10 protein-coding genes and 1 pseudogene are annotated in these 11,258 nt (G+C 57.0%); 4 read left to right on the plus strand and 7 right to left on the minus strand.

From position 1 onward, the window contains the following. Positions 1–22: 22 nt before the first annotated feature. A complete protein-coding gene (locus ABEA08_RS20895) occupies positions 23–1,033 on the minus strand; it encodes an alpha/beta hydrolase family protein (RefSeq protein ID WP_345337387.1) in 1,011 nt (336 codons plus the stop codon). Between the two features lie 152 nt (positions 1,034–1,185). Next, positions 1,186–1,899 carry a pseudouridine synthase gene (locus tag ABEA08_RS20900; RefSeq protein WP_345337388.1) on the minus strand — a complete coding sequence of 238 codons (714 nt, stop codon included), beginning with the start codon at positions 1,897–1,899 and terminating at the stop codon, positions 1,186–1,188. A 146-nt stretch (positions 1,900–2,045) separates the two neighbouring features. On the opposite strand from ABEA08_RS20900, the gene ABEA08_RS20905 reads away from it, so the two are divergent. Both ABEA08_RS20905 and ABEA08_RS20910 read left to right on the plus strand, forming a co-directional pair. Then, the gene (locus ABEA08_RS20905) at positions 2,046–2,780 is read left to right on the plus strand and encodes a hypothetical protein (protein ID WP_345337389.1); all 735 of its coding nucleotides are present in this window, start codon (positions 2,046–2,048) and stop codon (positions 2,778–2,780) included. Between the two features lie 52 nt (positions 2,781–2,832). Then, a complete protein-coding gene (locus tag ABEA08_RS20910) occupies positions 2,833–3,153 on the plus strand; it encodes a cupin domain-containing protein (protein ID WP_345337390.1) in 321 nt (106 codons plus the stop codon). A gap of 77 nt (positions 3,154–3,230) precedes the next feature. On the opposite strand, the gene ABEA08_RS20915 is transcribed toward ABEA08_RS20910, so the two are convergent. The 4 genes from ABEA08_RS20915 to ABEA08_RS20930 all read right to left on the minus strand — a co-directional run bounded on the left by ABEA08_RS20915 (position 3,231) and on the right by ABEA08_RS20930 (position 7,165). Then, entirely contained in the window at positions 3,231–3,881 is a 651-nt protein-coding gene (locus tag ABEA08_RS20915) for a transglycosylase SLT domain-containing protein (RefSeq protein ID WP_345337391.1), read from the minus strand. Between the two features lie 152 nt (positions 3,882–4,033). Next, positions 4,034–4,468 carry a hypothetical protein gene (locus ABEA08_RS20920; protein WP_345337392.1) on the minus strand — a complete coding sequence of 145 codons (435 nt, stop codon included), beginning with the start codon at positions 4,466–4,468 and terminating at the stop codon, positions 4,034–4,036. A 114-nt stretch (positions 4,469–4,582) separates the two neighbouring features. Next, complete coding sequence (gene pepF / locus ABEA08_RS20925; protein WP_345337393.1) at positions 4,583–6,469, minus strand: oligoendopeptidase F; 1,887 nt, start codon at positions 6,467–6,469, stop codon at positions 4,583–4,585. Between the two features lie 189 nt (positions 6,470–6,658). Beyond that, positions 6,659–7,165: a YgjV family protein gene (locus ABEA08_RS20930; protein ID WP_345337394.1), complete on the minus strand. Its 507-nt coding sequence runs from the start codon at positions 7,163–7,165 to the stop codon at positions 6,659–6,661. A 536-nt stretch (positions 7,166–7,701) separates the two neighbouring features. Here ABEA08_RS20930 and ABEA08_RS22065 point away from each other — a divergent pair. Both ABEA08_RS22065 and ABEA08_RS22070 read left to right on the plus strand, forming a co-directional pair. Beyond that, a pseudogene (locus tag ABEA08_RS22065) lies at positions 7,702–8,073 on the plus strand (methyl-accepting chemotaxis protein); the annotation flags it as partial. Between the two features lie 153 nt (positions 8,074–8,226). Continuing rightward, positions 8,227–8,544, plus strand: a complete 318-nt coding sequence (locus tag ABEA08_RS22070) for a CZB domain-containing protein (RefSeq protein WP_425557394.1) — start codon at positions 8,227–8,229, stop codon at positions 8,542–8,544. 107 nt (positions 8,545–8,651) lie between these two features. Here ABEA08_RS22070 and lon read toward each other — a convergent pair whose 3' ends face one another. Continuing rightward, on the minus strand, positions 8,652–11,102 hold the full coding sequence (gene lon / locus ABEA08_RS20940; protein WP_345337396.1) for an endopeptidase La: 2,451 nt from the start codon (positions 11,100–11,102) through the stop codon (positions 8,652–8,654). Positions 11,103–11,258: the final 156 nt, after the last annotated feature.

The following is an 11,258-nucleotide window of genomic DNA, read 5'->3' on the forward strand; positions in this document are numbered from 1 at the left end:
AAGCTTGCCTTGAGGGCGTTACTTAGAGGTGGGCGTCAAGCCAGCCAAAGATCTCTGCCATCGCTTCGTCGCGGTAGGGGAGAAGGCTATGATCCGCCTCGGGGTAGATCACAAGCTTGTAGGGCTGACCGGTTTGCTGAAATTTCTCCGCCAGCTTGATCCCATGCAGGGCCGACACCCGCTGGTCGTTTTGACCGTACAGTAACAGCACGGGCATCTCTTTGGGCAGTTCGTCCGCCCATTCGATAACACTGCGTTGTTTCAGAGATTCGGATTTGTTGACGGCATAGTCTGGGATCCGAGCTTTATACACTCTCTCCATTTCGGGACGAATGCTCAGCCCCATGTTGAGATCATTGTCTCCGGCGACGGTAACCACGGCTTTGATCTTGTCGTTATTTCTGGCAGTCAGGAAGTTCATCATGCCGCCCCGGCTCCAGCCAAATAAGGCAATTCGGTTTGGATCGGCTTCCGGGATGCTTTCAATCATTTCGATGAGCGCTTTTACGTCATCGACGTCTTTACCACCAAATTCATCTCTGCCATAGGCTTCCGGGTCTTGTCCCGGTAAGCCCCCCCTGTAATTGCTGGCCAAGACGATATAGCCCTGTTTCGCGATGGGGATGAGGTTTCTCAGTACCTGACCAAAGACCAAGGAGCCATATTCTGCATTGCCGCCACGGTTGTAGATCACCACGGGCAGGGGCTGGTCGCTGTTGGCTATATTGGGAACAATTTTGTAGCCGAGAACATTGACGCCATCCACCTGATATAAAAAGCTGTCGCAGCGAGCTTGCGTTTTTCCCCAAGTAAAATCTTGCTTAGGTAAGGCCATTTCCAATTTTGCACGGGCCGAAGGGGCTGGGAGCTTTTTCTTTTTTTCGACGAGTACATCGATAAAGTCGTCGTAGTTCTCAAATGGACCTGAATAACAGCTTTTATCCTGTCCTACCTTTCCAAGCGCGGCATTACCGGGGAGGCTGAGCATCAGTAAACCTGCGAGCAACGCGCTGGTCATAATATGTCTGAACATGGAACATCCTTGTGCGTGAAATCCGAGAACACCAGCCGAGCTGGCTTCGGCTTCTAATCTCCTTTAAAACACCTGTGGATGCAACAGTTGTTAGGTTTAGGGGTATACGCAATGGGTATGTAAATCAAAGAGATGCTGCCACCGCTCAGAGCTCACACAAGCGCAGACTGCCAACCCATACGCTCAATAATGGACTGCCAGATCGGGTCCAGGGGGGCTTCGAGTTTGACTGTGTCGCGCGTGATGGGATGGATAAAGTGGAGCTTCCAGCAGTGCAGCAACATACGATCCACCCCAAAGTGATCGCGAAAGTAGTGATAGTGGCGGTTCTTGCCGTAGCGGCTGTCGCACAAGATGGGGTGACCCAAGTGGCGCAGATGGCGACGGAGTTGATGCTTGCGGCCGGTCAATGGCTCACACAGCACCAGCGAGTAGCGCGAGGTGGGGTATTTATCGATGGCAAGGTCCAATTCGGCCTCGGCCAGCGAGGTAAAGCGGGTTTGTGCCGGCTTCTCTGGCCCTGGCACCCAGTTTTTATCGAACTTGTCTCGTGGCGGCGCCAGCGGCAGATCCAGCAGGGTGTCCTGCAAATGGCCACGCACCACCGCCAAATATTGTTTGTCCACCTCTGACCACTGTTTCACCAAGGCAGACGCGACTTCGGAGCTGAGCGCGAACAGCAATACGCCGGAGGTTTTTTTATCCAGCCGATGCACTGGATAAAGGGTCTGGCCGATCTGATCCCGCAGCGTTTGCAGCACAAACTCTCTGCCATGAGATAGGCGCTCGCCCTTATGCACCAGCATGCCGGCGGGCTTGTTGATCACCACTAGGTGCTCATCGTGATACAGGATCTCTAAGGTCATAACCGCTCCGAAATTGAACCGGGCGATCCTAGCCTGTCTTTGCGTTGGAGGCTAGGGTGTGATCTCGCTCCAGCTGCGTTAATCACAAGGTTTGCCTGTCTGCGCGGATCCGCGATACTCAGGTAAAAGCATGACGGAAGAATGAAATGGTGTGGAACAAGAAGCTGCTGGGCAAGATCCTTCGTGATGGCGTGATGAAAGAGGGGTTGATCGACACCTTGAAGCCAGCGGTTGAAGCGGTGCAGCCCGAGCTGAAAAAGGCACAAACCGTAGCGCGGCAGCAGCTGAACGAGGCGGGCTGGAGCCATTGTCCCGATCCGGCCGAGGCGCCGCGCGAGGCGCTGCGGTTTCAACTCAATGAGATCGTCCGTCATCTGCTGCAAACCCCCAAGAGCCAAGCCTATTATGTGCTAGGGGAGTTGACGGGCCTGGTGACCTTGCTGCTGTCGGCGCATCCCAAGCTCGGGGGCTTGTTAGGCCTGGCACAGGTGATGGGGTTGAAGGTTCCGGGCCGGCGCTCCGGCGATCGGGCCGCGGCTATCAGTCTGAACGCGTTGCTGGGCAATGGCCGGGTTGCCCGCACCATGGCAGAAGGCGGCCAGGCGCTGTTCTCGGGCAACCGCGCCTATGAGGCGGCGCAACAGCACGCGCGGGGTTATCAGCAGTTAAATCCCCTGCAGCAGCAGGTGATCGATCAATGCGCCTTGATCGCCTCGATGCTGGCTGAAGAGTCAACGGCCACGGCCGATATTCAGGCGAAGTGCGCCATACTGAGTCAGATCGTAACATCAGAGCGGCAAGAGCTGCTGGAAGGCTTATTGCCCGAGCATCAGCAGGGTATACGCGAGGTGCTCGATCAGGGCTTAACCGCCATCAGCTAAGGTGGGCGACGTGCCGGCGTGGCGATTGCACGGGCAGTGGGGAGAGTGGGGCATGCAGGCAGTAAGCAATTTCTGGGCGTCGTTGCCGGATGATCTTGAGCATGAGGTGATAGACACCTTACTCGATGATGACTCGGTCCGTATCGAGCGGATCGTGTCTCATGGGCAAAGCTCGCCAGAGCAGGGCTGGTACGATCAGACCCAGAGCGAATGGGTCATGGTAGTGAAGGGCGCTGCCGTGTTGGCCTTTGACGATGGCCGGGAGGTTCGACTGGAAAGTGGCGATCACATCAACCTTCCTGCCGGTTGCCGTCACCGCGTGGCCTGGACCGATCCGGACCAAAAAACCGTCTGGTTAGCGGTATTCTATTGAGCGGTTCGCCTGCTCAGCCACACTGGCCTTGAGTAAAAAGCCCGACACTCAGGTGTCGGGCTTTTTGTTGGGTAAGCTTACCAGACATCGGCCAGGATGATGGGTTCACGCTCCATCGACAGATCTACCATCACCTCATCATAAACGGCCAACGCGTTAGACATTTTATTGAGATAGCGGTTGGCGGCTGCCAGGCTGCTGTCTGGGCGCCGTCTCAGGTTACCCGGTCCGACATTGTAGTTGCTCAATGCACAGGCGTAAGGTGCGCTGTCATCGGCACAGAATCGGCGTTTATAGTGCTGCAGGACCACACCGGCACACAAGATATTGGTACGCGGCTCATGCACATCACCACAGGCTGCATTCCACAGTTGTGGCATGATCTGCGCTGGGCCAACGGCGCCAACAACCGAGATCACATCGTCGCGGAAGTGACTTTCGGTGTGGATCAATGCTGCGAGCAGCTCCTTGGGAACGTCAGAGTACTCTGCGGATTCAAGGATATAGTTGCTGTAGGTGTACGCCTTTTCCGGACTGAGCTGATAGGCTGTTTCCAACCGTTGCGCGTACTCACGCACATCCTGCTCAATGGTGATTGAGCTGGCCGTAAAGGGAGGCAATTCGAGCGCTTGGCGCTGTGGGGCAGACTCGTTATTCCTTAACTGAGATCCCGCCGCGGCCAGCACAAGGCAGCCGGCGCCCAAGACAGTTCGTTTTTTGTTAGTCATTTCCATGGCGCGCAATATGCCAGAGTTTTGACTAAGAGTCTCTGTGGTGAAGGTAATTACCGTTGCTAAATTACTCTTTCATTTCGGATGTTTGTGCAAGTTGTAACAAAATTAACCTGTTTCGCCATGTGATAGATGAATTGAAACAGGGGTCAGTGCTGTTCGTCGTCGGCTAAAGCGTTCGCGGCATCACACACCTCGAGCCATCCTGGCGTCTTCTGATGATGGAGGTGGCTGATCTTCTCGGCCTTGGCTGGGTGACGCCGCACCCACTGGCATAGGCCCCGAAAGGCTGGACTATTGAGAAAATCGCTGCCGCTGACGGTTTCCGCCGGAGTGGTGCGCATGGGGAGGCCGAAATGGGTGGCCAGCTCCAACACTTGGGATTCATCCAATTGACTGAGAGGAATGCTGTGACGGGGGCCGTAGAGGCGCCAGCCCGGCTCGATGGGATCGCCGTAATGCAGGGCCGACTCGCCAATGGGAATGCTGTCGCCGCCGACCAGCTTGATGTGGGGCCCGTCTTGGCTGAGCATACCTTCGAACTGCATCTCGCCCAGATCCAGCAAATAGAAACGCATGGACATAACACTGCTCCACCATGCCAATATCCGTTTAAGTGTAACAGTTGCGCCTTGCAACGTAGAAAAAACCGCGCTGTGTGAGCGCGGTGGGTTGCGTTGAGCGGGTATCCGATGGGGCTAGGGTTTATCGAGGATCGCTTCCATCTGATCCATCAGCGCATTCATCCGCCGGATCAGGGCTAAGTAAGGGGCAGGCTGAGCCATATCGATCCCGGCTTGCTTCACCAGTTGATAGGGGTAGTCACTGCCGCCGGCTTTGAGCAGTTCAAGGTAGCGTTGATAGGCGGCCTGATCGCCGCTAAGGATCTGCTCGGCAAACTGGGCAGAAGCCGCGATGGAGGTTGCGTACTGGTAGACATAGAAGTTGTAGTAGAAGTGGGGAATGTAGGCCCACTCGACGCCATAGCGTTCATCGATGGTCATCACGCCCTGATCGTGGCCATGGTAACGGCGTTGGATATCAAGAAACAGCTCGCTCAAACGGTTATCGGATAGGGGCTTGCCGCCTTCCACCTCTTGATGGATCGCCAGCTCGAACTCGGCGAACATGGTTTGACGGAAGTAGGTGCCGCGGATCTGATCCAGCGCCTGGCCCAGATAGAACAACCGTTCATTGTCATTCTGCGCGTGCTCTAACACGTGCTCCACTAACAGGTGCTCCTGCAACGTGGAGGCGATCTCGGCGACAAACGTGGCGTAGCCAGCGGTGGGGTAGGGCTGGCTCTCATTGCTGTAGACCGAATGGATGGCATGGCCCCACTCATGGGTCAGCGTGGATACCGAGCCGAAATCATCGGTGTAGTTCATTAGCACATAGGGGTGGACATCGTATGCGCGCCCGCTCATGTAGGCACCGGAGCGTTTGCCGGGCTTGGGATAGGTATCCATCCATCGCTGCTCCAGCCCCGTCGCGATCCGTTGCTGATAATCGCTGCCCATCGGGGCCAGCGAGTCCATCATCAGCTCGATGCCGGTCTCGATCCCAAAGCTCAGCTCGGTGCTGACCACGGGCGCGTAGATATCAAAGTAGGCCTGATCGTCCAACGCCAACAGGCGGGCACGCAGCTTGAGGTAGCGATGAAAGGTGTCCAGATTATCGTTGGTGGTGTCGACCAGGGCGCGATACACCGCCTCCGGCACCTGCTCATTGGCCAACGAGGCGGAGAGCGCGTTATCGAAGTGGCGCGACTCGGCGGTAAAGACCTGCGCATTGACATGGGTGTTGAGCAGCGATGCCAGGGTCCGCTGATATTGGCTAAGCGAGCCAAAGAAGGTGTCGAACACCGTTTGGCGCAGCGCGCGGTCTTCATTGGCACGGTATTGGCCATATTGAGCCGGGGTCAAGGCGATGGTTTTGCTGTCGATCTCCACTTCGGCCCAAGGCAACTCGGCATTGGTAAAGGTCGAAAAGCTGGTCATCGGGCCAGAGCGGATCACCCCGGTGCCCGCCATCAACGCTTCATTATCCGGGCTCAAGGTATGGGGGGAGGCATCGAGGATCCGCTGCAGCGGGAAGCGGTAGGGCGCCAGCGCCGGATCCTGCGCCAGTTGCGCCGTGACCGCGGTTTCGCCCATGGCGATCAACTCAGGCCGCAGGTAGGCGGTGAGCTGGTTGTAGCGATTGTACAACATCCTGATCTCGCTGCGACGGGCGCCGTTTTCCGAGTCACGCAGATCGGTATCGGCATTGAGACTGGCGTAGATACTCAAGCGACTTAACGCCTTCCCTTGTTGGTACCACAGCGGCAATACTGTGGCCAACACCCCAGGCTGATCCAACTGTCCCTGATAGTGGCCAATGCGGTTCAGTTGGGCTTCAATGCTGTCCTTGTCTTGTTGCCACTGGTTCCAGTCCGCATAAAGCGGCGTGAGATCCCAGTCATGGCTGGTCGGCACAGGCAAAGGGTTAAGCGGGTTTGGTGTGGGTTGCTGCACTGCGTTCTGAGCGCAGGCCAACGAGGAGAGCGCCAGTCCACTGGCGAGAGCAAGGGCTTTATACGACATCCCAAGATCCTTCTGGTTATTGTTCTTAGAGGGTTTTGTTTGGCTCTGACGCTAACACCGCTATGTTAACCAGATCAAGCGATGAGGTAATAAGCCAGTAGATAGGTCTCTTTATCTGCGTGTGCAGTAAGCGCTTTGGGAGTGCCCTCGGCTCGTTTCGTTGGGGCGATCACGTGGACGAAAGCCGGATCAGGCCGGTACCGCCGGTTGCACCCGTTGTTGCCAGAGGACACGCGTTAGCATCAAGACGGTCATCACCTGATAGGCGATCCCAGACCAGGACAGCAGGGTGATCGACAGTGTCAGGTTCAGTAGATTACAGAGGATCAATCCGGCACGAAGCTGGGTGCCTTGGCTGCGAAACACTAAGGCACTGCTGATCATCGCCGCGAATACCACGCACCATTCGCTCCAGTGCTGGGCAAAGGCCAGACCCTGGGCCAGTGATAACAAGGCGAAGCCACCCGCCATGAGCCATGAACGGGTGCGCTGAGCGATGGCAAAGCGACCGGCATTGACCCACTGATTGGTCATCCCCAGGACGCTGCCGAGCAATCCCAGATGGATGGCGGTCAGGCTTGCTGCCAGCATATTGCCGCGCAGCAATTGTCGATCGCAAGAACGTCCATTGGCCCACCAGCCGACGGCCATTGAGATAAATCCCAGTCCCTGTGCGATCCAGGCTGTTTCCGTCATAGCTGTGTTGGTCCGGATAAAAAATGAGCGCGCCATTGTCGACATTTTTGCGGTGCACACTGTGAGCTGGATTCAACTTGAGTCTTTTAATTCACCGACGGGAGGTGAAACTGTGGGGCGGTAGGCGTTTAATGTGACAATTGAGACGCAGGCGGTTGCGGTTGCTTTTGTTTCAATTGGTAGCGATATTTTCGCTATTTTTGAATTTTGCACGCCAATGCACGTTTTAACCCACTGACTTTGTGGAAAAAAACCGCATGGCTATAGTCAATAGCTGCATTTTAGTTTATGGAGTTTGGTCAGTGTGGTTTAAAGCAAGTCAGCGGTTGCGACAGGTGGAAGCGGAATACGAGGCTCTGGCAAAAGAACATGCTCGCTTACAGCAGGAAAACCAGCAGTTGCAGGCGGAGCTTATTCATCAGCAACAGCAGGCTCAGATGCACCCAGAGGTGCAGGACCAAAGCGTGGATCTGCTTCTGCGCAGCTTTGCGGGGATCGGCGGTGTGCGGGAAACCGTCGCGAGCCTGTCTCAGTCCATGCTGGCCCAACGGGATCAGGTGGCGGAGTCGGCCGCCTTGTATGATCAGTCAGCGGTCACCTTGACCAAGATCACCCAAGAATTACAGCGCGTGTCCGAACACGCTGCAGTGAGCTTGACCAGCCTAGCTCAGCTCAAGCAGGTGGCGGGGGAGATCCAGCAATTCGTCACGGTGATCCACCAGATCTCCGAACAAACCAATCTGCTGGCGCTGAATGCGGCCATTGAGGCGGCGCGGGCCGGCGAGCAGGGCCGCGGTTTTGCGGTGGTGGCCGGTGAGGTACGGACACTGGCAGAGCGGGCGAACACCGCCAGCGGCAGTATTGCCGAGCTGGTGGCTAAGATTGTCACGGATACCGACTCGACCGACAACCACATCAGTGATACCCATGCGATCAGCGAGGCGCTGTACACGGAAGCCTCGGAGGGGATCGAAGCGGTGACCTACGCGCTGGATCTGTCCAAACAGATGCACACCTTGATCAGCCGTAACGCGGAGCTGGCGTTTTTGGAAACGGTTAAGATGGATCACCTGGCGTGGAAGTCCAGTGTCTACAAGGCGGCGGTCTCGGGCGAAGGGGATGTGAACGCGTTTGCCGATCACACCATGTGTCGTCTCGGCAAATGGTACTATCAAGGCGAGGGGGCGGAAAATCACGCGACCAAGCAGGGCTTTCGGGCGCTGGAAGCGCCGCACAAAGCGGTGCATACCAATGGCATCGCCGCGTTGCGCGCCGTGCGTGAAGATGACATTGCCTCCGGCACGCTTTTTGTGGCGATGGAGGATGCCAGCGATCAGGTGGTTGATTGTCTGGATCGGCTGGCGGCCAGTCTGGATTAGACGCAAGCAAAGCATACACAAAGGGCAGCCCATGGGCTGCCCTTTGTCGTTGCGCTCAAACTGGACTCACTGCCGACGTGACTGAGGGCGGCGAGTCAGCAGGTGCATCAAGCGGGCGCGGTAAACATCAGCTCAGCCACCTGCTCATAACGGTCGGCGAAGTGAACGGTGATCCCGGCCTTGACGTAATCTGGCAGCTCCTCGAAGTCACTGCGGTTGGCTTCCGGCAGGATCACCTCGAAGATCTTCTGCCGTTTGGCGCTGATCACCTTCTCGCGAATGCCACCAACCGCCATCACTTGTCCGGTCAGCGACAGCTCACCGGTCATGGCGACGCCTTTGCGCGGTGCCTTATCCAGCGCCAGCGACAGCAGCGCCGTCGACATGGTGATCCCCGCACTGGGGCCATCCTTTGGCGTCGCCCCATCGGGCACATGCAGATGGATATAGGCTTTGTCGAAGAAGGTGGGATCGGCGCCGTAATGGCTTAACAATCCGCCCTCGGCAATGCCGGAGGCGACAAAGCTGTGGGCAATGCCGGCCGACTCTTTCATCACGTCGCCTAATTGGCCTGACAGATTGAGGTTGCGGCTCTGGTTGTGGATCTTACGGGCTTCCACCGGCAAGGTGGCACCGCCCATGGAGGTCCAGGCCAAGCCGGTGACGATCCCGGTACCGCACAACATGTCGTCGGGCTTAAAGCGTGGCATGCCCAGTAGGGATTCGATCTCCTTGTGGCCGATCGACGCCTTCTCGGCTTCGGCTTCCATCAAGCCAACCACGGATTTGCGCACCAGCTTGGCGAGCTGCTTATCCAGCGCTCGCACCCCGGCTTCGCGGGCATAGCCGTCGATCACCTTGCGCAGGGCGGCATCGCTGATCCGCAGCTGACTGCGTTTTAATCCGGCTTTTTCCAGTTGGCGCGGCCACAGGTGGTGCTTGGCGATCGCCAGTTTTTCTTCCGCCAGATAGCCGGACAGGCGGATCACGTCCATTCTATCCAGCAGTGGGCCGGGAATGCTGTCTAGGGTGTTGGCGGTACAGACAAACAGGGCCTTGGAGAGATCGAGCCGCTCATCGAGGTAGTGATCGAGGAAGGCGACGTTTTGCTCTGGATCTAGGGTTTCCAACAGCGCCGAGGCGGGATCGCCCTGATAGCTGCTGCCCATCTTGTCGATCTCATCGAGCATGATCACCGGATTCATCACCTCCGACTCTTTGAGCGCCTGCACCAGCTTACCCGGCATGGCGCCGATGTAAGTGCGGCGGTGGCCCTTGATCTCGGCTTCGTCGCGCATGCCACCGACACTGAAGCGGTAGAATGGGCGGCCAAGACACTGCGCGATCGATTTACCGATGGAGGTTTTACCGACCCCAGGTGGGCCCACCAGCAGGATAATGGAGCCGCCGATCTCGCCTTTGAAACTGCCGACCGCGAGGAACTCCAGGATCCGATCCTTCACATCGTCCAGACCATCGTGGTGTTTATCCAAAACCTTGCGGGCCTTGGTCAGATCGATGCTGTCTTTGGAGAACATGCCCCAAGGCACATGGGTCAGCCAGTCGAGGTAGTTGCGGGTGACGGCGTACTCAGGTGAGCCGGTTTCCAGCACCGACAGTTTGTTGATCTCTTCGTTAAAGCGCTTCTGCACGGCATCAGGCAAGGTCTTGCCCTTCAGACGTTTGCGAAACTCGTCCGCGTCGGCGGTTTTGTCGTCTTTTGACATCCCCAGCTCACGTTGGATCACCTTGAGCTGTTCGCGCAGGAAGAACTCTCGCTCATGCTTCTCCAGCTTCTGGTTGACCTGCTGGCTGATCTCACCGTGCAGTTTGGCCGCATCCAACTCTTTCTTAAGCAGGGACAGCACCTTTTGCATGCGCGGCAGCAGCGAAACGGTATCCAGTACCGCCTGCAGCTCCGGCGCTTTGGCCGTGGTAATGGCGGCGCCAAAGTCGGTCAGTGGCGACGGCTCGTGCGGACCGAAGCGCTCCAGATATTGCTTGAGCTCTTCGGAGTAGAGTGGATTGAGCGGCACCAGCTCCTTCAAGGCGCTGATCAAAGCGATGGCGTAAGCCTTGATCTCTTTGCTGTCCGGGTGCTCGTCAATGGGGTAGCTCAATTCTGCCAGATAGGGTTGCTCTTGGGTGATCCAGCGCAACACCTGAGCGCGCTCCACCCCTTCGGCGACAAACTGATATTGGTCTTCGTCGGTTTTATTGATCTGATGGATCCGGACCACACACCCGGTGTCAGCCAGTTTGTTGACGTCCAACGTCCCCTCAGCGGCGTCCTGCTGCTGAGTGTGAAACAGCACCATCATCTTGTGGCTGCTGTTTTCTACGGCGTCCAGGGTTTTGGCCCATGCGCCGCCCTTGACCGCGACGGGCATGATCTGGGCGGGGAAGAAGGGGCGATTTTGCAAGGGCATGACCGGCAACACTTCCGGTCGGCTCGGCACGCTGGGCAGCAACTCGCTGCCGGTTTCCGCGTCCACTTCATTGTCGTCGAGATGGATGTGCCAGTTGGCACTGAATTCATCGATGGGGTTGTGACTCATTAAGACTGCCGTGATCCAGTAAAACACTGAGGAACTAATGGGGACGGCGTGGCTGAAAAACAAGGCGGTGGCTCAGGTTCGTGGCCGAACGGTTACTTCTACAGCAATGACTGTCCAGGTAAACGCTTGTTGGCGCTTTAATTTTGACCAGTGTCG

It is taken from the genome of Ferrimonas pelagia (assembly GCF_039543565.1).
GTDB lineage: Bacteria > Pseudomonadota > Gammaproteobacteria > Enterobacterales > Shewanellaceae > Ferrimonas > Ferrimonas pelagia.

Coding starts and splice junctions, on each gene's coding strand:
- ABEA08_RS20910 (WP_345337390.1), top strand. CDS start 2,833: ATGCAGGCAGTAAGCAATTTCTGGGCGTCGTTGCCGGATGATCTTGAG.
- ABEA08_RS20930 (WP_345337394.1), bottom strand. CDS start 7,165: ATGACGGAAACAGCCTGGATCGCACAGGGACTGGGATTTATCTCAATG.
- pepF (WP_345337393.1), bottom strand. CDS start 6,469: ATGTCGTATAAAGCCCTTGCTCTCGCCAGTGGACTGGCGCTCTCCTCG.
- ABEA08_RS20900 (WP_345337388.1), bottom strand. CDS start 1,899: ATGACCTTAGAGATCCTGTATCACGATGAGCACCTAGTGGTGATCAAC.
- ABEA08_RS20920 (WP_345337392.1), bottom strand. CDS start 4,468: ATGTCCATGCGTTTCTATTTGCTGGATCTGGGCGAGATGCAGTTCGAA.
- lon (WP_345337396.1), bottom strand. CDS start 11,102: ATGAGTCACAACCCCATCGATGAATTCAGTGCCAACTGGCACATCCAT.
- ABEA08_RS20895 (WP_345337387.1), bottom strand. CDS start 1,033: ATGTTCAGACATATTATGACCAGCGCGTTGCTCGCAGGTTTACTGATG.
- ABEA08_RS20905 (WP_345337389.1), top strand. CDS start 2,046: ATGGTGTGGAACAAGAAGCTGCTGGGCAAGATCCTTCGTGATGGCGTG.
- ABEA08_RS22070 (WP_425557394.1), top strand. CDS start 8,227: ATGGATCACCTGGCGTGGAAGTCCAGTGTCTACAAGGCGGCGGTCTCG.
- ABEA08_RS20915 (WP_345337391.1), bottom strand. CDS start 3,881: ATGACTAACAAAAAACGAACTGTCTTGGGCGCCGGCTGCCTTGTGCTG.